20 protein-coding genes are annotated in these 20,422 nt (G+C 63.6%); 11 read left to right on the top strand and 9 right to left on the bottom strand.

Translation table 11 applies throughout. The features are described 5' to 3' along the window. Window positions 1-5: 5 nt before the first annotated feature. Entirely contained in the window at window positions 6-1,040 is a 1,035-nt protein-coding gene (locus tag DS839_RS32430) for a GlxA family transcriptional regulator (protein ID WP_368912049.1), read from the bottom strand. Window positions 1,041-1,124: 84 nt separating this feature from the next. On the opposite strand from DS839_RS32430, the gene DS839_RS32425 reads away from it, so the two are divergent. Further along, the gene (locus DS839_RS32425) at window positions 1,125-1,949 is read left to right on the top strand and encodes an alpha/beta fold hydrolase (protein ID WP_119274690.1); all 825 of its coding nucleotides are present in this window, start codon (window positions 1,125-1,127) and stop codon (window positions 1,947-1,949) included. Between the two features lie 183 nt (window positions 1,950-2,132). Here DS839_RS32425 and DS839_RS32420 read toward each other — a convergent pair whose 3' ends face one another. After that, on the bottom strand, window positions 2,133-2,633 hold the full coding sequence (locus DS839_RS32420) for a DUF1772 domain-containing protein (protein WP_119274716.1): 501 nt from the start codon (window positions 2,631-2,633) through the stop codon (window positions 2,133-2,135). 139 nt (window positions 2,634-2,772) lie between these two features. On the opposite strand from DS839_RS32420, the gene DS839_RS32415 reads away from it, so the two are divergent. The 8 genes from DS839_RS32415 to DS839_RS32380 all read left to right on the top strand — a co-directional run bounded on the left by DS839_RS32415 (window position 2,773) and on the right by DS839_RS32380 (window position 9,336). Continuing rightward, window positions 2,773-2,973, top strand: a complete 201-nt coding sequence (locus DS839_RS32415; RefSeq protein WP_119274689.1) for a DUF2905 domain-containing protein — start codon at window positions 2,773-2,775, stop codon at window positions 2,971-2,973. A gap of 7 nt (window positions 2,974-2,980) precedes the next feature. Beyond that, the gene (locus DS839_RS32410) at window positions 2,981-3,448 is read left to right on the top strand and encodes an NUDIX hydrolase (protein ID WP_119274688.1); all 468 of its coding nucleotides are present in this window, start codon (window positions 2,981-2,983) and stop codon (window positions 3,446-3,448) included. Window positions 3,449-3,573: 125 nt separating this feature from the next. Then, on the top strand, window positions 3,574-4,566 hold the full coding sequence (gene tauA / locus DS839_RS32405; protein ID WP_119274687.1) for a taurine ABC transporter substrate-binding protein: 993 nt from the start codon (window positions 3,574-3,576) through the stop codon (window positions 4,564-4,566). 108 nt (window positions 4,567-4,674) lie between these two features. Beyond that, window positions 4,675-5,469 carry a taurine ABC transporter ATP-binding subunit gene (gene tauB / locus DS839_RS32400; protein WP_119274686.1) on the top strand — a complete coding sequence of 265 codons (795 nt, stop codon included), beginning with the start codon at window positions 4,675-4,677 and terminating at the stop codon, window positions 5,467-5,469. Further along, window positions 5,466-6,299, top strand: coding sequence for an ABC transporter permease subunit (locus DS839_RS32395; protein WP_119274685.1), 834 nt, complete (start codon window positions 5,466-5,468; stop codon window positions 6,297-6,299). Before tauB ends, DS839_RS32395 begins: the two co-directional genes overlap by 4 nt. Window positions 6,300-6,308: 9 nt before the next feature. Beyond that, window positions 6,309-6,710 carry a RidA family protein gene (locus tag DS839_RS32390; protein ID WP_119274684.1) on the top strand — a complete coding sequence of 134 codons (402 nt, stop codon included), beginning with the start codon at window positions 6,309-6,311 and terminating at the stop codon, window positions 6,708-6,710. Next, entirely contained in the window at window positions 6,707-7,921 is a 1,215-nt protein-coding gene (locus tag DS839_RS32385) for an oxamate carbamoyltransferase subunit AllG family protein (protein ID WP_119274683.1), read from the top strand. The genes DS839_RS32390 and DS839_RS32385 overlap by 4 nt, the downstream gene beginning before the upstream one ends. Next, complete coding sequence (locus DS839_RS32380; RefSeq protein ID WP_368912048.1) at window positions 7,918-9,336, top strand: FAD/NAD(P)-binding protein; 1,419 nt, start codon at window positions 7,918-7,920, stop codon at window positions 9,334-9,336. The genes DS839_RS32385 and DS839_RS32380 overlap by 4 nt, the downstream gene beginning before the upstream one ends. Window positions 9,337-9,352: 16 nt before the next feature. Here DS839_RS32380 and DS839_RS32375 read toward each other — a convergent pair whose 3' ends face one another. From DS839_RS32375 to DS839_RS32350, 6 genes are all read right to left on the bottom strand, one after another. Further along, entirely contained in the window at window positions 9,353-10,699 is a 1,347-nt protein-coding gene (locus DS839_RS32375) for a hemolysin family protein (protein WP_119274682.1), read from the bottom strand. A gap of 75 nt (window positions 10,700-10,774) precedes the next feature. Next, window positions 10,775-11,533, bottom strand: coding sequence for an ABC transporter ATP-binding protein (locus DS839_RS32370; protein ID WP_119274681.1), 759 nt, complete (start codon window positions 11,531-11,533; stop codon window positions 10,775-10,777). Window position 11,534: 1 nt separating this feature from the next. Then, window positions 11,535-12,365: an ABC transporter permease gene (locus DS839_RS32365; protein WP_438816558.1), complete on the bottom strand. Its 831-nt coding sequence runs from the start codon at window positions 12,363-12,365 to the stop codon at window positions 11,535-11,537. A gap of 16 nt (window positions 12,366-12,381) precedes the next feature. Beyond that, window positions 12,382-13,356 (bottom strand): aliphatic sulfonate ABC transporter substrate-binding protein, encoded by a 975-nt coding sequence (locus tag DS839_RS32360; protein ID WP_119274680.1) that lies wholly within the window; start codon window positions 13,354-13,356, stop codon window positions 12,382-12,384. 441 nt (window positions 13,357-13,797) lie between these two features. Continuing rightward, the gene (epsC, locus tag DS839_RS32355) at window positions 13,798-14,724 is read right to left on the bottom strand and encodes a serine O-acetyltransferase EpsC (RefSeq protein WP_368912046.1); all 927 of its coding nucleotides are present in this window, start codon (window positions 14,722-14,724) and stop codon (window positions 13,798-13,800) included. A gap of 456 nt (window positions 14,725-15,180) precedes the next feature. Further along, complete coding sequence (locus DS839_RS32350; protein WP_119274679.1) at window positions 15,181-15,582, bottom strand: thioredoxin family protein; 402 nt, start codon at window positions 15,580-15,582, stop codon at window positions 15,181-15,183. A gap of 182 nt (window positions 15,583-15,764) precedes the next feature. Between DS839_RS32350 and DS839_RS32345 the strand changes: the two genes are divergently transcribed. Beyond that, complete coding sequence (locus tag DS839_RS32345) at window positions 15,765-16,262, top strand: invasion associated locus B family protein (RefSeq protein WP_162918951.1); 498 nt, start codon at window positions 15,765-15,767, stop codon at window positions 16,260-16,262. Window positions 16,263-16,288: 26 nt separating this feature from the next. Here the strand turns inward: DS839_RS32345 and DS839_RS32340 are convergent, their stop codons facing one another. Then, window positions 16,289-16,888, bottom strand: coding sequence for a TetR/AcrR family transcriptional regulator (locus DS839_RS32340; protein WP_119274677.1), 600 nt, complete (start codon window positions 16,886-16,888; stop codon window positions 16,289-16,291). Between the two features lie 376 nt (window positions 16,889-17,264). On the opposite strand from DS839_RS32340, the gene DS839_RS32335 reads away from it, so the two are divergent. Next, entirely contained in the window at window positions 17,265-20,420 is a 3,156-nt protein-coding gene (locus DS839_RS32335) for an efflux RND transporter permease subunit (protein ID WP_119274676.1), read from the top strand. Window positions 20,421-20,422: the final 2 nt, after the last annotated feature.

The following is a 20,422-nucleotide window of genomic DNA, read 5'->3' as shown; positions in this document are numbered from 1 at the left end:
CTCACTCATTGATGCGCCGGCGCGGACGGCGTGACCGCGAAGCGCTTGCGATAATCCCCGGGCTTCAGCCCCACAACCTTCTGAAACACCTTGCGGAAGGAACTCGTGTCCTCATAGCCGACATCCCAGGCCACCTGGTCGATGGTGCGGTTCGTCAGCTCCAGCATCTCGCGCGCCTTGCCGACGCGCAAGCGCTGGCAATATTCGGTCGGGTTGAGTTCCGTCGCCTTGCGGAAGCGGCGCAGGAAGGTGCGCTCCTCGAGCCCGGCCAAGGCCGCCATCGCCGGCAGCGTCGCCTTGCGCAAACCCTCCTTCTGCAGCCAATGCTGCACCTTGAGCACGGCCTCGTCACCATGCCGCAGCTTGGGCGAAAAGCTGCTGTAGAAACGCTGCTCGCGCCCGGCGGTATCGATCAGGAAGAATTTCGCCGTGGTCAGCATCACGGCGGAGCCCAGGAACCGGTCGATGAGCTTCAGGCCCATATCGGTCCAGGCCATGATGCCGCCCGCCGTGATGATGTCGCCATCATCGACGATCACCTTGTCGCCATCGACATGGATATCGGGATGACGTCTCGCCAGCTCTTCGGCATAGCCCCAATGCGTGGTCGCGCGACGATTGCGCAGCAGCCCGGTGTCGGCCAGGAGGAAAGTGCCGCCGCAGACCGAGCACAGCGTCGTCCCTTCCTCATGCTTGCGGCGCAGCCAGCCGGCAAAGGCTGCGCTCGTCTCGAGCGCCGGCGGCCCATGGAGCGTCGGCGGCGCGATGATGACCGCCGGCCGGGCCGGATGTCCCGCATGCGTGTCGAAGCTCACTTCCAGCTCGCGTCCAGATGTGCCGGGCCGCCAATGGGTGACGCGCAGCGTGCGCGCCGTCGCTCCCCCCATCTCGCGCGAAATCCGGCTCGCCTCGATGAAGAGGTCGGTCAGGCCGTGGATCGCGGTGCGTTGGGAATGGCGGTAGTCCAGTATGGCGATCTCGGTCAGGGAGGTCTCGGGGTTCCTTGTCACTTTCGCCCTGAAGAATGTCAGTTTTGCCAATCCGCATCATGCGCCGGACTGCCTATCTTTTCCATGTCAAAGACGTTCAACCGTCGCATTCGCATTCAACAAAGGATCAGAACCATGCCTATCGTCACCACCCAGGACGGCGTCGACATCTTCTACAAGGACTGGGGCAAGGGCCAGCCCATCGTCTTCAGCCATGGCTGGCCGCTCTCGGCCGATGACTGGGACGCCCAGATGCTCTTCTTCTTCAACCAAGGCTTCCGCGTCATCGCCCATGACCGCCGCGGCCATGGCCGGTCCACCCAGGTCGGCCATGGCCATGACATGGATCACTATGCCGACGACCTCGCCGCCCTGACGAAGCATCTCGATCTCAAGGACGCCGTCCATGTCGGCCATTCCACCGGCGGCGGCGAAGTCGTGCATTATCTGGCGCGCCATGGCGAGGCCCGGGTGGCGAAAGCGGCGATCATCGCAGCGGTGCCGCCGCTGATGGTCAAGACGCCGGCCAATCCGGGCGGGCTCCCCAAGGAGGTGTTCGACGGTTTCCAGGCCGAGGTCGCCGGCAACCGCGCCCAGTTCTATTACGACGTGCCGGCCGGCCCCTTCTATGGCTACAACCGCCCGGGCGCCAAGCCTCGGCAAGGCGTGATCTGGAACTGGTGGCGCCAGGGGATGATGGGCGGCGCCAAGGCCCATTATGACGGCATCGTCGCCTTCTCGCAGACCGACTTCACCGAAGATTTGAAGAAGATCACGGTACCGGTGCTGGTGATGCATGGCGATGACGACCAGATCGTGCCCTATGCCGACTCGGCACCCTTGTCGGCAAAGCTCCTGAAGAACGGGATCCTCAAGACCTATAAGGGCTTCCCGCATGGCATGCCGACGACCGAGGCCGAAACGATCAACAGCGATCTCCTGAGCTTCATCAAGGGCTAGGAAATCATCGCCCGCCAGAATGCTAAAGCGTGATGGCTTTACATCGAATCGCCATCACGCTTTATCTTTTGTTTGCGAAAAACCGGTTTGAAGCCGCGCTCGCCAACTTCGGAGAGATGAAGGATGAAACCTATCTGAGGCTGGCGCAGGACTGCCTCGCGCGGCTGCCGCTGGACGAACCAACTAAAGCGCGAGGGCCGCGGCGAGAAGCATAAGCGCGAGCAGGCCCAGGGCGGCGCGCGCGATATGGGCATATTCCCAGCGGTCGCGCAGCTCCGTCCAATCGGGCCTGAGCCCTGAATCGTTCCGTGTACGGAAATCGAAACCGAAGAAGCGCGCGCCGAAACCCTTGAGCTCGAAATCCTTGAGCCAGAAGCTGTTGATCGGGTGAATGAAGAGCCAATAGACGCCATGCATCACGATGACCGTGAGCAGTGCCGAGAGCGTCAGCCAGAAGGGCACGCCTTCCCAGGGCCCGAGCAACAGCAGGATGAGCAAGAGCAGCAGTCCGATACCTTCGCTGGCGCCGCCATAGGTGAAGCCCGGATAATAGATCTCCTGGACGGTCTCGTAGTCGGCGCGCGAAAGCCTGAGCTTGCCCGGGAACTCCAGCGCATGAGCGAGCGCCAGCGCCATGGCGATCGACACCGCCAGGAGCGTCAGGATCTGAAGCAGCGGGGTCATGGACGGCATTCCCATGTCTTCGCAGGAACCGGCAAAAGGGTAATTCCCATCGCGCGCGAGGGTTCCCCTCGACTTGGCGCGCTTCAGCGAATTGATTTCACTTCGCCGGCATGCGCGCTAGAGTTTCCTTCGGTGAACCATGTCACGGTCATTGATCATCATCGGTCTCGTTCTCGTCGCTGCCGGCGTTCTGTGGCCATGGCTCGGGCGCATCGGGCTCGGGCGATTGCCGGGCGACATCATGATCGAGGGGGAGAAATTCACCTTCTATGCGCCGATCACGACGGGCATCCTTGTCAGCATCGTGCTGTCGCTGATCCTGTGGTTCTTCAATCGCTGAGACCTCCATGCCGAAAAGAAGCGCCGGAATCCTGCCCTTTCGCAAGTCGACGAATGAGCTCCAGGTACTCCTGGTCCATCCGGGCGGCCCGTTCTGGCGCAAGCGCGACGAAGGCGCCTGGTCGCTGGCCAAGGGCGAATATGGCGAGACGGAAGTGCCTTCGGCGGCGGCGCGCCGCGAGTTCAAGGAAGAGACCGGATGGGACGTCACCCAGGACATGCATCCCCTGGGCGAGATCCGCCAGGCCGGCGGGAAATATCTGACCGCTTTTGCCGTCGAGGCCGCGTTCGATCCGAAAAGTTTCGTCAGCAACAGCTTCGAGCTGGAATGGCCGCCGCGCAGCGGCCGGTCCCAGTCCTTTCCGGAAGTCGATCAGGTGGCGTGGTTCGGCCTGGCCGAGGCGCGGCGGAAAATCCTGCCCAGTCAAGAACCGCTGCTTGACCGTCTCGAGGAGCTTCTCGGTCGAAGCCGGTGATGTCCTGTCCCAAGGATATTTCCATCCTGGCGTTAGAAAATCTCAAACGACCACTTTTGCGGCGTGTGTAGGATCGGGTCCGGATGAAGGCGGGCCGAGGCGCCCCACGCTCAAAGGACTCTACCATGTCACCCCTCAGAATATTGATTGCCGCCGCCGCCATGCTGCTTGCATGGCCGGCCAATGCCGAAACGGTCGTGCGTATCGGTTATCAGACCGCTCCCGATCCCTCGCAGGTCGCCATTGTCGACGGCGATTACGAGAAGGCTCTCGGCACGAAAATCGAGTGGCGTAAATTCGATTCAGGCGCCAGCGTCATCACCGCGCTCGCTTCGGGCAGCATCGATATCGGCTATGCCGGATCGAGCCCGCTTGCTGCCGGCGTTACCCGCGGCGCTCCCATCAAGGCTTTTCTCGTCGCCGGCCTGATCGGCGAGGCCGAGGCGCTCGCCGTCCGCAACGGCTCAGGCATCAACGAGCCGCAGGATCTGGTGGGCAAGAAGGTTGCCGTGCCCTTCGTCTCGACGACGCATTACAGCCTGCTCTTCGCGCTGAAGCACTGGGGCATCGATGCGTCCAAGGTCAATATCCTCAACCTGCAGCCGCCCGAGATCGCCGCCGCCTTCGCGCGCGGCGACATCGACGCCACCTATGTCTGGGATCCCGCTCTGGCGAGCGCCAAGAAGACCGGCAAGGTGCTGATCACCTCGGCCCAGGTCGCCGAGCTCGGCGCGCCGACCTTCGTCGCCTGGATCACGCGCGAGGATTTTGCCAAGGCGCATCCCGAGATTGTGACCGGCTTCGCCAAGGTGACGCTCGGGACCTTCACCCGCTACCGCAAGGATCCGGCCGCCTATGGACCGGGCACGCCGGAAGCCAAGAAGATCGCCGACTTCACCGGTGCCAAGCCGGAAGAGGTGTCCGAGCAGGTCGCCGGAAACTATTATCCGCTGGCCGATGAGCAGGTCTCCGACAAGCTTCTCGGCAAAGGCACGGCGGAAGCGATTGCCGCCACTTCGGCCTTCCTCAAGGAGCAGAAAAAGGTCGACAGCCTGCTTTCGGATTATTCGCCGACGGCCACGCCGGAATTCGTCAAGGCGGCGACGGCTTCGAATTGAGAAACGGAAGAAGCAGGCGGGCATGCCCGCCTGCCTTTCGCTTGTTAGGACGCAGGCCTTGTCCCGAAAAGTCTCCAACTTTTCGGGGGCCAGCTTTTTGGACGTATCATGAGTATCTTGACCATAGAGAATGTCGTTGTCCGATACGGCGCCGAAAGCGGCGCCGTTACTGCTCTCGATCGCGTGTCCCTGTCGATCGCCCCCGGTGAATTCGTCGTCGCCCTCGGCGCGTCCGGATGCGGCAAGACCACGCTCCTCAATCTGATGGCCGGATTCCTTGCGCCGAGCGAAGGCACGGTGAGGCTCGGCGATGCCGAGATCACCAGCCCGGGCGCCGAGCGCGGCGTCGTCTTCCAGCATGGCGCGCTCTTGCCCTGGCTCGACGTCGTCGACAATGTCGCCTTCGGATTGCGTCTGCGCAATCTGCCGAAAGCGGAGCGGCGCGAGCGGGCGCGGACCATGCTGCGCCTCGTGGGCCTCGAAGGCATCGAGAACCGGCGCATCTGGGAATTGTCGGGCGGCATGCGCCAGAGGGTCGGCGTGGCGCGCGCTCTGACCGCCGATCCGGATGTCCTCTTGATGGACGAACCGCTCGGTGCCCTTGACGCCCTGACCCGTGAACAGATGCAGGAGCTCATTCTCGACATCTGGAGCCGGACGAAGAAGAGCATCTTCTTCATTACCCATGGCATCGACGAGGCGGTGTTCCTGGCGAGCAAGCTTCTCGTCATGTCGCCGCGGCCCGGGCGGGTCGTGGCCTCGATCGATCTCGATTTCGGCCGGCGCTATGCGGCGGGAGAGCCGGCCGGCAAGATCAAATCCGATCCGCGGTTCCTGGCGACGCGCGAGCGGGTGAAGGCGCTGATCTTCGCCAATCGCGAGCCGCTCGAGGCTGCCGCATGAGCGACGTGACCGTCCCTTCGGCTCAATTCAACGGACCTCCCGCTCGTTCCTTGCGTGCGCCGCGTCTGACCTATATCGCGAAAACCGCCATCGTCACCTTCATCACGCTCATCGCCCTATGGTGGCTTGCCGCCTATCTGGAAGTCGTGCCGGCGATGTTCCTGCCGTCGCCCTATGCGGTCGCCCGCAAGGCCATCACTGTCTGGACGGAAGGTTTCGAGGGTGCCACCTTGCCGCAGCATCTCCTGGCGAGCGTCTGGCGCGTGGCGGCGGCTCTTCTCTTTGCCGCGATAACCGGCGTCGCTGCGGGCTTTGCCATCAATCTCAATGAGACCGCGCGCGGCATCCTCGAGCCTGTCGTCGAATTCTACCGGCCTATCCCGCCGCTCGCCTATCTGCCGCTGATCATCATCTGGTTCGGCATCGGCGAGTTCGCCAAGATCCTGGTGATCTATCTCGGCATCCTGCCGGCGATCGTGATCGCCACCGTCGACGGCCTGCGCTCGGTGGCGCAGGACAAGATCAATGCGGCCCGATCGCTGGGCGCGACGCGATCTCAGGTCGTGACCCTGATCCTGCTGCCGCATGCGCTGCCCAGCATCCTCACCGGGATCAGGATCGGCCTCGGCACCGGCTGGGCGACGCTGGTGGCGGCCGAGCTGATCGCGGCCAATCAAGGGCTCGGTTTCATGATCAAGGGCGCTGCCGATTTCCTCGTCACCGATGTCGTCATTCTCGGCATCATCGTCATCGCGGTGGTCTCGATCGGGCTGGAACTGGGCTTGCGAGCCATCCAACGGCTCATCGTGCCGTGGCAAGGCCATGATTGAGAGGCCGTCATGATCAAACGTCATTTCGTTGCAAGCGCGCCGCCGCCGCCCAAAGGCGTCAAATATCATCATGCGAGCGAGGCGGATGGCTGGCTCCATGTGACGGGACAACTGCCGAGCGACCCTTCGGCGCCGGCCTCTCCCTTTGTCGAAGGCATCGAGGCGCAGACCGAGCAGACCTTCCGCAATCTCATCACGATCATCGAAGCGGCCGGCTACCGGCTCGGCGATACCGTGTTCGCGCGCATCTATCTCAGCAATTTCGAGCGCGACTATGATGGGCTCAATCGGGCTTTCTGCCGTTTCTTCACCGATGATGCGCAAGTGCCCTCGCGCACCACCGTCGGTGTCGCCAAGCTCGGCCGCGATGCCCTCGTCGAGATCGACCTCGTCCTCCACAGAGCGCGATGAGCGGCGATACCGAAGCTGCCAATGACGAGGCGGTGCGCCGGATCGCGGCGGTCGAGCCATGCCTCACCGGCTTCGAGCCGGCCGATGCCGCCCTCGGCCTCTTAGCCGGCGAGCTCGGCCATGCCGGACCGCCCTTCGCCAGCGTCGATCACATTCCGCCCCCTGTCCTGAACGCGCTCGCCGGAGCGGCTTTGCATGAAGGCTGGGCCTGCACGCCTGCGGACGCGAAACGCCGGATCGCCAAAGGAGAGATCAGGCTCAGGTCCAACTATGCGCTCGGCACCGTCTCGCCGATGGCCGGCGTCATCCGGCCGAGCCAAGTGCTGGCTCGCATCGAAAATGCGGCCGGGCCCGGCCATGTCCATGCGACACTGGCGGAGGCCGGGCGCCGGGCACTGCGCTTCGGCGTCTATGACACCAACACCGCCGAAGGCCTCGCCTGGCTCGATCACGTGCTGGCGCCTGCATTGGCACAGGCTCTGCCGCCCGGCGGCCTGCCGCTTCTGCCGATCATCGCGGAGGCCGTGTCGCTCGGCGATGACGTGCATCAGCGCAATGTCGGCGGCATGTATTCGCTGATGCGGGCACTCGACCGGCTCGATGCGGAAGCCCGCGGCTGGCTTCTCGACAATCCGCAACATGCGCTGAACTACGCCATGGCGGCGGCCAAGCTGGCGCTCGATGCGGCGCGCGGTATCGCCGCCTCATCCATCGTCACGGCCATTTCGCGCAATGGCGATGTCTGCGGGATACAGCTCGCGGGAACGAGCGCGCGCTGGTTCACGGCGCCGGCCATCATCCCGGAAGGCGCGTTCTTTCCGACCTATGGCAGAGAGAACGCGCAGGCGGATCTGGGCGACCGCGCCATCATGGAGGCTTACGGCCTTGGCGGTGCCGCCGCGCATATAGCACCCGAACTGGCGCGGACCATGACTCTGGAGTGGAGCGAAGCCGCCGCCGTGGGGCACCGGATGCGCGACCTGTTCGTCGCCAGCCATCCGCGCTTGCGACCGGCCAGCGCCGAACCCCAAGGCATCGGGCTCGGCCTCGATGCGCGCAAAGTGGTTGCGCGCAACGAGCCCGTCCGCATTCACACCGGCATCTCGCATCGCGACGGCGCCACGGGATGGATCGGCATCGGCGTTGCCTTCGCGCCGGTTGCCTGCTTCGCGGCGGCGATAGCCGCCCTCAACGCCGGAGCCCGCCCGTGACGGTACCGATCCAGCTCCATATGCGCCTGCGGATCATCGTCGTCGGTGGCGGCTTCACCGGCGCCGCCTTCATCCTTCATGCGATCCGGTCGCTGCGCGGCCCGCTCGACTTCGAGGTGATCGAGCCCGCCGGCGAAATCGGGCGCGGCATCGCCTATGGCGCGGCAGATTCGCGGCATCGGATCAATGTGCCGAGTGAGCGGATGAGCCTGTTTCCCGACGATCCCTTGCATGCGGTGCGATGGCTGTTCGACAAGGATATCCTGCCCGGCGATGGGGCAAGCCGCGACGCCGCCGGCCATCACTATGTTCCACGCCGGGATTATGGCGCCTATGTCGCAGATACGCTCCGCCAGGCGCTGTCTGAAACCAGAGGCCGGGTGCGGCTGCGGCATCACCGCACGCAGGCGCAGGATGTTTGCAGGCAAGGTGCGCGATGGTCGGTCAAGCTCGCGGATGGCGAGGCCATCACGGGCGATTATGTCATACTGAGTTTCGGCCATGCGGCACCCAGGGCGCCTTTCCCGGTCAGCGCCGAAGCCGCCGCCGATCCTCGCCTGGTGACCGATCCTTGGCGCAACAATGCTCTGGCGGGCCTGAGCCGCGATGCATCCCTGTTGCTGGTCGGGACGGGACTGACCATGGTCGACATGGTCGAGACCTTGCTGTCGCGCGGCCACCAAGGCGGCATCACCCTCGTGTCGCGCCATGGCCTTTTGCCTCGGCCGCACGGATTGTTCGGGGTCAGCGTCGATCTTCTCCAGGGGGGCGCTGCGCCAAGCTCGGCGCTGGCGCTGCTCCGCCTGGTGCGGCGCCAGGTGCGAGAGGCCGTGCGCCAAGGGCTTGGCTGGCAGCCGGTCGCAGATGCGGTGCGCTTCGATCTCGGCAACATATGGCCGGCACTGCCGGTCGCCGAGCAGCGGCGTGTGATCAAGCGACTCCTGCCTTATTGGGATGTCCATCGCTTCAGGATATCGCCGCAGGCTTGCGCCACTCTCGAGAGAGCGATCTGGACGGGCCGGGTCGTCCTGCAAAAAGCCGCCGTCCTGTCGGTCGAAGCGGAAAGCCGATCGCTTGTTGCCACCTTGCGCCGTGGCGGGACGGTCGAGCGCCGACCATTCGACGGTGTCGTGCTGTGTATCGGGCCTGACAAGGATCTCAACCGCAATCCGCTCGCCCGCAACCTCCTGGCATCAGGTCTTGCGCGCTCGGATGCCTTGCACTTCGGACTCGATGTCGACCGGCATAGCCGTCTCGTCGCGGATGACGGCCATGCGCATGCGACGCTTCTCGCGCTCGGTCCGATGACCCGCGGCACCTTTGGTGAAATGACCGGCGCGCCGGACATCGTTCGCCAGATCGTGATCGTCACGCGCTCGATGGCGGACAGCGTGGCGATGCAGGCTTCGGCCTGATGCGCCTTGCCGGCGGCTATTTCCGCGCCTTTGCCGGCTTTGCCTTCTGCTTTTTCGAGATCAGCAATTTGTCGATGCGCCGCCTGTCCATATCGACCACTTCGAATTTCCAGTCCCGGTATTTGAACTTCTCTCCCGCCGTCGGTATGTGCCCGAACCGGTACAGCGCAAAGCCCGCTATCGTGTGGAACCCGTCTTGCGCCGAGACTTCCGGAAGGCCCAGCCGGTTGAAGACGTCGCGAATAGGCGTCAGACCGTCGACGAGGAAGGATCCGTCGGAGCGTTCGACGATGTGCGGCTCCTCGTCCTCCGCCTCCGGCAGATCGCCGGCAAGAGCTTCCAGGAGGTCGGTCTGGGTGACGATCCCCTTCAGGCTGCCATATTCATCGACGATCATCGCCAGCCGGACCGGGCCCTTCTTGAACTGGCTGAGCACGCTGAAGATGGGCGTGACTTCGAGGACCACGAAAGGCTGGTGCATGATGCTTTCCAGGCTCACCTGGTGCCCGTCCAGAATCTGGTCGAGCACGTCATGCTTCGATATCAGGCCGATCGGCTCGTCGATCGTTCCCCTTGCCACCAGCATCTGGTCATGCGGGCATTGGCGGATGCTTTTCAGAATTTCATCCGGACCGTCGTCGGCATCGACCCAGTCCAACTCGGGCCGCGGCGTCATGATGTCGCTGATGCGACGGTCGGCAATGCTGAATACCCGTTCCACCACTTCCTGCTGCGCTTCCTGGATCAGTCCCGCCTCGTAGCTGGCGGTGATCAGGAGTTTCAATTCCTCGGGCGAATGCAGGGACTCTTCGCCGGTCCCCGGGCGCAGCCCCACCAGCCGCAGGACGAGGTTGCCCAGCCCATTTAGAATCATGATCGCCGGCTTCAGGAGGAACAGGAAAACCGTAAGTGGGCGCACCACCCAAAGGGCGGTGCTTTCGCTGCGCTGAAGAGCGAGGCTCTTGGGGGCGAGCTCGCCCAGCACGATGTGCAGTGCGGTAATCAAGATGAACGCAATGGCGACCGCGATGGCATGCGAGCTCGCCGCCGCGAGCGTAGCCGGGAGATAGCTCAGCAGGGGCTGAATCAGATGGGCCAATGCCGGCTCGCCGATCCAGCCCAGCCCCAGCGAGGAAATGGTGATGCCGAGCTGGGTGGCGGCGAGGTTGGCGTCGAGGTTGTTGACGGCCCGCTGGAGCGCTGCGGCATTCATCCGGCCGGCGGCCACCAATTCGGCGACACGGCTGCGGCGGACCGCAACCATCGAAAACTCGGCAGCGACGAAGAAACCATTTGCGGCGACCAGAAATAGGACACTCAAGATGCCCAGCAGATCGAGAAGACGGCTATCTGATTCCGACATGGCCTACCTTTGCGCATCCGGCGCGATGATTGTCGATAAGCCAGTATATACGATCAGGAGAGGACTGCGGTCAGCCTATTCTGCGGCACTGCGGTAAGCTTCGTCGCGCAGCGAAAGGTCGAGCGCTCCGCGCAATTTGTGCTTCAGCGCTTCGAAGTGGCGGCTGTCGCGATGACGGGGGCGCTCGAGCCGCACATCGACCACGGCGTCGGTGCGTCCCGGCCGCGGACGCAGGACGACGACCCGGTTGGCGACGACCAGCGCCTCTTCGATGTCATGCGTGACCAGGACGAGAGTGGGGCGGCTCTTTTGCCAAAGCTCGACCAGGTGGTCCTGGAGACTGGTCCGCGTCAGCGCGTCGAGCGCCGAGAAGGGTTCGTCGAGAAGCAGCACGCTCGGCCGCGTCACCAGCGCGCGCGCCAAGGCAACGCGCTGCGCCATGCCGCCCGACATCTCGCGGGGCCATTTGTGCCACTGCTCGGCAAGGCCCACGCTCATCAGGGCCTCGTGAATTCGCGCCGTACGCTCGTCCTTGGCCACGTCCTCGAGCCCGAAGCCGACATTGTCGCCGATGCTGAGCCAGGGCAGGAGCCGCGGCTCCTGGAAGACGAGGCCGACGGCGGGATGCGGCTGCGATATGCGCTCATTGTCGACAGAGACTTCGCCGCTCGACGGAGGGTCGACGCCGGCGATCAGGCGCAAGAGAGTGCTCTTGCCCGAGCCCGAGCCGCCGACGATCGCGACGGGCTCCCCGTCCTCCACATTCAGCGTGAAGTCATGCAGGGCTTCCGTGCCATTGGCATAGGTCTTGGAGATGCGGCGCAGTTCCAGCATGTCAGTGCGCCGTTTCGTAGGAATCCTGCCAGCGCAGGAACGGCGCGCTGGCCGCGACGACCAGCGCGTCGGTGATCTTGCCGAGCACGGCGAAGACGAGGATGGCGGCGACGATCTGATCCGGCTTGCCCAGCTGCTGGCCGTCGACGAGAAGATAGCCCAAGCCTTGCGCGGCGCCCATGATCTCCGCCGCGACGACGAACATCCAGCCGAGGCCAAGACCGGTGCGCAGCGCCAGGATGACATTGGGAAGTATTGCCGGCACCAGGATGCGCCGGATGAGCCTCGTACCCTTCAGCCTGAATATCCGGCCGACCTCGACGATTTTGCGGTCGACGCCGAGCACGGAAGCCGTGACCCCGAGATAGACCGGAAAGAACACGCCGACGGCGATGAGAGCGACTTTCGATCCCTCGAAAATCCCGAGCCAGAGAATGAAGAGGGGAACCCAGGCGAGCGAGGGAACGGCCCGCAATCCCTGAATGGTCGGATCGATGATCCGGCGGAACGCCTTCGAATATCCGGCGGCCGCGCCAATGAGAATCCCCGCGACGGATCCGGCGAAAAATCCAACCGCGACACGCCACAGCGTCGCCGAGATATGCTGAAGCAGCTCGCCGCCCTGAGCGAGGGACCAGAGCGTCTCGGCAATCCGGCTGGGCGGTGGCAGAAGCCGGCCCTCCGCCCATCCCGCCTGGACCACAATTTCCCAGCCGGCGGCGAGCGCCACGGGCAAGATCGCGCCCAGCGCCATCGCATGCCAGGCGCCGCGTCCTTTTGCTTGTGGCGGCGCCGGCGTCTCGCTGGCTGCTGCCGGCACCCTGATATCGATGCTGGCCACCTTCACCTCAGCTGCCGGGAAGCTTGAAGCTCGAGTCGATGAGGGAGTCGAGTGCCGCCTTCACATCCACCTTGGCATCGACAACGCCCGCCTTCTGCAGGGCAAGCCCGGCCTGAAGGATGGTTTCACGCTGCTCATCGCCGATGGCGCCGTATTTGATGTCGGTGCGTTCGATCTGGCGGGCGATCACGTTCTCCGGCAGCTTCGCGACCTTCACGAGTGCAGCGGTCAGTTCTTCGGGATGCTCGATCGCATATTTGCGCGCCTTCTCGTAAGCCGCGAGAACCCGCTCGACGAGCTGTGGGTTCTCCTTGGCGAAGGCCTCACGCACATTGAGAATGCCCCAGCTGTTCAATTCCGGCCTCCGGTAAAAGAGCTCGGCGCCGCTTTCGAGCTCGGCCGACGCCATCAGCGGGTCGAGGCCCGCCCAGGCATCGACATCGCCGCGCACCAGGGCCGCTTTTCCATCGGCATGCTGCAGCAGCACGAACTCGACGTCGTCGGCGCTCAAGCCGTGATCCGCCAAGGCGCGGATGAGGAAGATATGCGGATCCGTGCCGCGCGTGACCGCAATGCGCTTGCCCTTCAGATCCTCGACCTTGCCGATCGGGCTGCCTTTCGGCTTCACCAATGCCGTCCATTCCGGACGGGAATAGACATAGATCGATTTGATCGGATTGCCGTTGATCCTGCCGACCAGCGCCGCGGCGCCCGCGGTGGAACCGAAATCGATCGAGCCGGCATTGAGGAATTCGAGCGCCTTGTTGGAGCCCTGCGACTGGACCCAACGCACCGAAACGCCGTCGGGGCTGAGGCTTTCTTCAAGCCAGCCCTTTTCCTTCAACACCAGGCCGACGGGATTGTAGGTCGCGAAATCGAGGGTGATTTCAGTGACCTGCGCCTCGGCCGGCGCGCCCAAACCGACTGAAATCATGGCGGACAGAGCAAAGAGCGTGCGGCGGGACAGGCGGACTCTTGACATGAAAATCTCCCGGTTCAGCGAATTCGAGTTAACCCATTGGGCCGGCCAGGGTTCCGGCATCCGGCCTTGCTTGGTGCATGATGCGGCACCCGCGGTATCGGCCATCGAGGCCGGCCGACAGTTTCGGATCGAGCGTCCTTGATGGCGAAAGGTCGACGGTCGATCCGCGGCGATCAATTGAGAAAAACTAAAGCCGGCCGCAAACCAATCTTGGCCTGCCCATCTGCTCTACATTGGCTGTTGCATGCGTGGGCCAGACCGTGCGATTTGGGAAATATCAGCATGGAAGACGTGCCGGCATAGGGGCCGCAGGGGTACAAAATTCCCTGCTCGGCGCGATCCATGAGGCTAACTCTTTGAAATTGCTCAACCCGAGAATTTTTTGCAAAAATTCCCTGATAATCCCTGCAAATCCCTGTATCCGGCGTCCCGGAAGGCCGGTCATTCGTTCTGGGCCTCAGCCTGGGTGACGATGCTGCCCGGGGGCACACTGTGGGTCAGCCAGACATTGCCGCCGATCACCGAATCCCGCCCCACGGTAATACGCCCCAATATGGTGGCGCCGGCATAGATCACGACATTGTCCTCGATGATCGGATGGCGCGGCGCACCCTTGAGCAGGCTGCCGTCGGCGGCGACCGGGAATCTCTTGGCGCCGAGCGTGACCGCCTGATAGAGGCGCACATGGCTGCCGATGATCGCCGTCTCGCCGATGACGACACCGGTGCCGTGATCGATGAAGAAGCTTTCGCCGATCTCGGCGCCGGGATGGATGTCGATGCCGGTCGCCGAATGGGCGATATCGGCGATGAGCCGCGCCACCAGGCGGGCGCCAAGCCGATGCAATGCATGGGCGAGACGATGATGGATGATGGCGGTGACGCCGCGATAGCACAGCAGGATCTCGGCGATGCTGGTCGCCGCCGGATCGCCGCGCAAGGCCGCCCGGAAGTCGCTGACGAGGAGCGCCCTAAGCGCCGGCAATCGATGCGCGAAGCAGCGGATGATCTCCAAAGCCTTCGCCTCGGGATCATCGACCGGCGGATCGGCGTCGGCGGTGAAATGAAGGCCGCGGCGGACCTGCTCCTTGAGGCTGGTCAGGGCGCGCTCGAGGCTGCTGCCGACGAAATAGTCGATGCTCTCGTCGGTGAGCACGGTGCGCCCGTAATGGGTGGGGAAGAGGGCCGCGGCGAGATCGTCGAGGATGCCCGCGACCGCCGCGCGCGACGGCAACTCCCGGACCTCGCCGCGATGGCGGATGTTGTCGGCGACCTCGCGCGACAGGCGCAATTCTTCGACAATGGCGTCGAGGTCCCAGGATTGCTCCGGGGCGCCGGCCGGCTTGAGCGTCTGGATCTGGGCTGTCACTTGTGCCGTCTCGTCTCGCTTTTCAATAAGCGGAAAGCGCCAGGCAAGCAGCTTAGATATTGTAGGGGCAGCTTTTAGTTTTTCTGTGCGTTCCGCGAAATCAATGCGCTCGCCGGCGGGTGGAAAAGAAGGCGCCCAGCTCTAGGGCCGGGCGCAAGTCTGGGGAGGAACAGCAATGAAAAGCTTCATTGCTGCACCAGCTTTACTCTCTTCCGCAAAGAGCGGGCCTTGAGAAATATGTCGTATCCGGGTTAGTTTCTTTCCCGAGACAATCATCGAGTTTGCCCCTATGCATGATCCCGGCGATGACCATGTCGTTGCCCATTTCTCTGGAGACTTGCGCCCGGTCCAAAGCCGGGCGTTTCTTCTGGATTGATTTGGCGGTCGAGGGCGCGACCCTTTCGCAGGGCGAATTTGCGAAATGCTCAGTTGCGCGATCGCACCGCCCGATTCGGACTACTGTTGAAAGGGACCGCGCCGGGCCGCGGGACACATGCGCCGCATATGGACGGAGGTTTCGGCGCGCTCCTTGGTGATCGCATCGCGGACCTTGCCGAGATCGAGAGCGCTGATCCTTGCCAGCAGTTCGGCCATGCGCTCGGCCGAATGCTCGCCCGGCTCCAGATAAAGGACGATACCCTCCCGGAAGATCAGCAAGGCGGGAGCGGCGGCGATCCCGAACATCCCGGCAAGGCCAGGCTCGGCCACGGGATCGACCCGCGCGAAAGTGACGTCCGGAAAGCGTGCCGCAAGTGGGTGTGGATCCGCGGAATGTGAGGAGGGGTGCGCGAATTCCACGGCGAGGACGACGCTGGCCTCGACGCGGGAATGGAAATCCGACTGGGTCAGCTCAAGCATTTTCCGCGGATCCTCCAGCCGTTGCTGCAGAGTGCATCAAGCCTCCCGTGAGACGGGCCGGCTGTCAAGCTGCAATGACCGTTGCGTCAATTCACCAAACAGGCTCATATAGGGCCATTGCAATCGACAATTGAGGTCAAGGAATCATGAGACGGCTAGTGCGTTTGGGCAGTCTGTGCTTAATGATGGCGGCAGCGCTCGCGGCCGGTGCCTTCGCGGCAGCATCGCAAGAGACCACCGGGCAGACCAACCAGGCCGCCCCCAAGAAGCAGCCCATCCCGTGGTCGAGCACCTGCTCGGCCGCCGCCCGCAACCTGCCGCTCGAATGCGCCCTCGAGCAGCGCGCCTTCGTGCGCCAGTCCGGCCAGCTCATCGGCATGGTCACCATCAGGGTTCCCTCCGACACGAAGAAACCCGTGGCCATGATCCAGGCGCCGCTCGGCCTTTTCCTCCCCGCCGGAATCACCGTCGATGTCGATGGCGACATGGCGCAGAACTATCCGCTGCAGACCTGCAACGCCAATGGCTGCTATGCCGGCTTCCCGATAACCGACCAATTGCTCAACCGCATGTTCAATGGCGGCAAGCTCAATGTCATCTTCCAATATCTGGACAAGAAGCCGTTCACGCTGCCCATGTCGCTGGTCGGCTTCACCGAGGCCTATGCCCGGATCAAGTGATTTTCCGTCATAAGTCGTAGTGACGCTTATTTCTTCACCGGGCGCTTCTGCATGAAGAGCTTGACCGTCGCATGGGCGACGGAAGCGAATTGGGCGGAGAGGCCTTCGGGGCCCATGCTCTGGCGATTGGAGCGTGCGCCCTCGATCAGGAGAACGAGGGTCGTGGTCAGGAGCTCATAATCGTCGATGCCGGCGGCGCGGCATATCCGCGCCAGGCGATCGCGCTGCCGGGTCTTGAATTCATTGATGACCTTGAGGGCCGAACCGTCATCCGGCATCAATTGGAAAGCGGCAGACAGAATCTCGCAATTGCAGTCGCCGCCGCTCCTGATGCCCTCCGCCACCCGGTCGATCCAATCTTCGAGCTGCGCTGCCGCATCGTCAGGGTTGCGGGCCTCGATCCCTTGCCAGAAGGAGTCCCATTCGCGCGTCGCCGCCTGCAGGCAGGCGACGATGAGATCGTCCTTCGAGCCGAAGTGACGATAGAGCGTCATTTTGTTGCTGTCGGCGGCGCTGGCGATGGCATCGACGCCGACGCCACGGATGCCGTGCTTGCGGAAGAGGTCGCGCGCCGCATCGAGGATGCGGTCCCTGGGCTTCAGGCTCGTCGTGTCACCGGGCGCCATGTCTCTCCGGCTTGCAAAGAATAGTAACTTGACAGATGTTACTGACCTGTAACATATGTATGTGACTGAGTAGTAACATGAGCCGGTGACTCGTTCAAGTGCAGATCGACAACTCAGTCTGGGTCCGGTGCCAAATGCGGATCGAGGCTTCACTGCTGCCAGGTCCTGCCGTCATGCGGCTGCATCATCCGCCGGGATCATGATCACTCAAGGACGGATCGACCTGAAGTGATCGTGATCGGAATCTTGGGTTTGGCGCGTGATCGGACGGAAAGCCGATGCCCACTTTCCTGATCACACGCCGAGAAAGGCTTAATGCGATGTCTCGTCACAGCCCGGCCCGTTATCGCATCCCGCGCCAGCGCATGAGCGCGCGATGATCGGCTTCTTCATCGAGCGGCCGATCTTTGCTTCCGCCATCGCCATCATCATGACGCTGGCCGGCGCCATCTGCTATTTCCTCCTGCCGGTCGCGCAATTTCCCGATGTCACGCCGCCGCAGATCGTGGTCAGCGCCAAATATCCCGGCGCCAGCGCCCAGGTCGTCGCCGACACGGTGACGACGCCGCTCGAGCAGCAGATCAACGGCGTGCCGGGCATGCTCTATATGTCGTCAACGAGCTCCAATGACGGCTCATCGCAGATCACCGTCACTTTCCAGGTCGGCTATTCGCTCGATACCGCGGCGATGGACGTGCAGAACCGCGTGTCGCAGGCGGCCTCCTCGCTGCCTGCGCTCGTCAACCAGTCGGGCGTGACCGTCGTCAAGCAGAACCCCAATTTCGTGCTGATCGTCGATCTGACCTCGCCCGACGGATCGGTCGATCCCGTCACCTTGAGCAACTACGCCTATCTGCAGGTGCTCGACCAGATCAAGCGCCTGCCGGGCGTCGGCGATGTGCAGATCTTCGGCGAGCGGCGCTATTCGATGCGCGTGTGGCTCGATCCCGACAAGATGGCGAAATTGGGCGTCACCGCGGTCGATGTGCAGAACGTCATCGCCGAGCAGAATGTACAGGTCGCGGCCGGCAAGATCGGCCAGTCGCCGGCGCCGCAAGGCACCGCCTTCGAGATGCAGGTCAATGCCCTTGGGCGCCTTTCCGATCCGGAGCAATTCGGCGACATCGTATTGCGTACCGACCTTGCCGACGGCGCCATCGTGCGCCTGCGCGATGTGGCGCGGATCGAGCTCGGCGCCCTGCAATATTCGTCTTCCGGCCGTTTCGGCGACAAGGAGACGGTGGTGCTCGGCGTCTTCCAGATGCCGGGATCGAACGCGCTCGATCTGCAGAACCAGGTCACGCGGAAGATGGAGGAGCTGGCGAAGCGATTCCCGAAGGGCATCGCCTGGGGCATGAACTACGATACGACGCGCTTCGTGTCGGCGGCGATGCGCGATGTGGTGGTGACGCTTTCGGAAGCGCTCATCCTGGTCATCGCCGTCGTCTTCATATTCCTGCAGAACTGGCGCACCACGGTCATCCCGACCATCGCCATACCGGTGTCGCTCATCGCCACCCTCGTCGTCATGTATCTGCTCGGCTTCTCGCTCAATATGCTGAGCCTGCTCGGCATGGTGCTGGCGATCGGCCTCGTGGTCGATGATGCGATCGTGGTGGTCGAGAATGTCGAGCGCCAGCTCGAGGCCGGACTGGCTCCGCTCGCCGCGGCGAAGAAGGCGATGCAGGAAGTGACCGGACCCATCATCGCCACGACCGCGGTGCTGATGGCGGTGTTCGTGCCGGTCGCCTTCATTCCGGGCGTCTCGGGCCTCCTCTACAACCAGTTCGCGCTGACGGTGGCGATCTCGGTCGGCATCTCGGCGTTCAATTCGCTGACGCTCAGCCCGGCGCTTTCGGCCGCCTTCCTGCGCCATCGCGGCGAGACGCGGTTCTTCCTGTTCCGCTGGTTCAACCGCGGCTTCCACTGGCTGGCCGACTTCTATGCCAGAAGCGTGCATGTCTTCGTGCGCTGGCGCTTCGCCCTCCTGATGCTGTTCGTCGCGGCGCTGGGCGCCGTCTATCTCCTGTCGCAGCGCATCCAGTCGACCTTCCTGCCGGTCGAGGATCAAGGTTATTTCTTCGCATTGATCCAGCTTCCCGACGGGGCATCACTGGCCCGCACCGAAGCGGTGTCGAAGCAAGTGCAGCGCACCATAGAAGCCGAGCCCGGCGTGTGGATCACCGGCGCCATCACAGGACTCAATTTCCTCACCAATGCGGCTCAGTCGAATACCGGCATCGTCTTCGCCATCCTGAAGCCTTGGGACGAGCGGGGAGCCGAGCTCACCTCGACCCATATCGTCAATGCGGCGCGTCCGAAGCTCTTGCAGATCCCCGACGCCATCGTCTTCGCCATCGAGCCGCCGGCGATCCAGGGCCTGGGCGTCACCGGCGGCTTCGAATTCCAGCTCGAGGACCTGGCCGGGCGCGGCAGCCAGGCGCTCAACGACGCGGCGCAGGCGCTCCTTGCCGAAGCGCGCAAGCAACCGGAGCTCGATCCCTATCAACTCTTCACCACGTTTTCGACCTCGACGCCGCAATTCGTCTATGACCTCGACCGCAACAAGGCCAAGCTCCTGGGGCTCAGCCTGCCCGATGTGTTCAGCACGCTGCAGATCTATCTGGGCTCTCTCTATATCAACGACCTCAACCTGTTCGGACGCACCTTCCGCGTTACCTTGCAGGCGGACGAGAATGCGCGCGCTGCCGCGACCGACATCTCGCGCCTCTATGTGCGCAATGCCCGAGGCGAGATGGTGCCGCTCAGCACGCTGGGCGAGCTCAAGCCGATCACCGGGCCCGAGGTCGTCACCCACTACAACAACTATGGCGCCGCGCTGATCAACGGCGTGGCGGCGCCTGGCTACAGCTCCGGCCAGGCGGTCACGGCGATGCAACGCGTCGCCCAGACCGCCCTGCCGCGCGATTTCAGCTTTGAATGGACCGGCATCACCTACCAGGAGATCCGGGCGGGGTCGATCGCGACCCTCGTCTTCGGCCTGGCGCTTGTCTTCTGCTTCCTCATCCTCGCCGCCCAGTATGAAAGCTGGTCGATGCCTTTCATGGTGCTGCTGTCGGTGCCGCTGGCTTTGCTCGGCGCGCTGTTCGCCATCTGGGTGCGCGGCATGCAGATCGACGTCTATTCGCAGATCGGCTTCGTCATGCTCATCGGGCTTGCGGCGAAGAATGCCATCCTGATCGTCGAATTCGCCAAGCGCCGGCGCGAGGAGGGACTCTCGGTCATCGATGCCGCTGCGGAAGCCGGACGCTTGCGTTTGCGCCCCATCCTGATGACCGCCTTCGCCTTTATCTTGGGCGTCGTGCCGCTGCTCAAGGCGTCGGGTGCCGGCGCCATGAGCCGGCAATCGATCGGCACCGCCGTCTTCGGCGGCATGCTTGCCGCGACCGTTCTCACCCTCATCTTCGTCCCCGTCTTCTACGCCGTCATCGAGCAGTGGCGGGAACGTGTCTCCGGTACAGAAGCTTCGCCGCATCAAGCGATCGCCGATGCGGCGGCAGAGAGGATTTGACC

The organism is Taklimakanibacter deserti (genome assembly GCA_003574785.1).
This window is presented reverse-complemented; position numbering and strand designations above follow the sequence as displayed.

Bases quoted from the DNA above. Each gene is read 5' to 3' on its own strand.
- DS839_RS32350 (WP_119274679.1), bottom strand. From the start codon at position 15,582: ATGCTTGAGCTGACCCAGTCGGATTTCCATTCCCGCGTCGAGGCCAGC.
- DS839_RS32345 (WP_162918951.1), top strand. From the start codon at position 15,765: ATGATGGCGGCAGCGCTCGCGGCCGGTGCCTTCGCGGCAGCATCGCAA.
- tauA (WP_119274687.1), top strand. From the start codon at position 3,574: ATGTCACCCCTCAGAATATTGATTGCCGCCGCCGCCATGCTGCTTGCA.
- DS839_RS32390 (WP_119274684.1), top strand. From the start codon at position 6,309: ATGATCAAACGTCATTTCGTTGCAAGCGCGCCGCCGCCGCCCAAAGGC.
- DS839_RS32425 (WP_119274690.1), top strand. From the start codon at position 1,125: ATGCCTATCGTCACCACCCAGGACGGCGTCGACATCTTCTACAAGGAC.
- DS839_RS32420 (WP_119274716.1), bottom strand. From the start codon at position 2,633: ATGACCCCGCTGCTTCAGATCCTGACGCTCCTGGCGGTGTCGATCGCC.
- DS839_RS32370 (WP_119274681.1), bottom strand. From the start codon at position 11,533: ATGCTGGAACTGCGCCGCATCTCCAAGACCTATGCCAATGGCACGGAA.
- DS839_RS32340 (WP_119274677.1), bottom strand. From the start codon at position 16,888: ATGGCGCCCGGTGACACGACGAGCCTGAAGCCCAGGGACCGCATCCTC.
- tauB (WP_119274686.1), top strand. From the start codon at position 4,675: ATGAGTATCTTGACCATAGAGAATGTCGTTGTCCGATACGGCGCCGAA.
- DS839_RS32335 (WP_119274676.1), top strand. From the start codon at position 17,265: ATGATCGGCTTCTTCATCGAGCGGCCGATCTTTGCTTCCGCCATCGCC.
- DS839_RS32375 (WP_119274682.1), bottom strand. From the start codon at position 10,699: ATGTCGGAATCAGATAGCCGTCTTCTCGATCTGCTGGGCATCTTGAGT.
- DS839_RS32410 (WP_119274688.1), top strand. From the start codon at position 2,981: ATGCCGAAAAGAAGCGCCGGAATCCTGCCCTTTCGCAAGTCGACGAAT.
- DS839_RS32360 (WP_119274680.1), bottom strand. From the start codon at position 13,356: ATGTCAAGAGTCCGCCTGTCCCGCCGCACGCTCTTTGCTCTGTCCGCC.
- DS839_RS32395 (WP_119274685.1), top strand. From the start codon at position 5,466: ATGAGCGACGTGACCGTCCCTTCGGCTCAATTCAACGGACCTCCCGCT.
- DS839_RS32385 (WP_119274683.1), top strand. From the start codon at position 6,707: ATGAGCGGCGATACCGAAGCTGCCAATGACGAGGCGGTGCGCCGGATC.
- DS839_RS32415 (WP_119274689.1), top strand. From the start codon at position 2,773: ATGTCACGGTCATTGATCATCATCGGTCTCGTTCTCGTCGCTGCCGGC.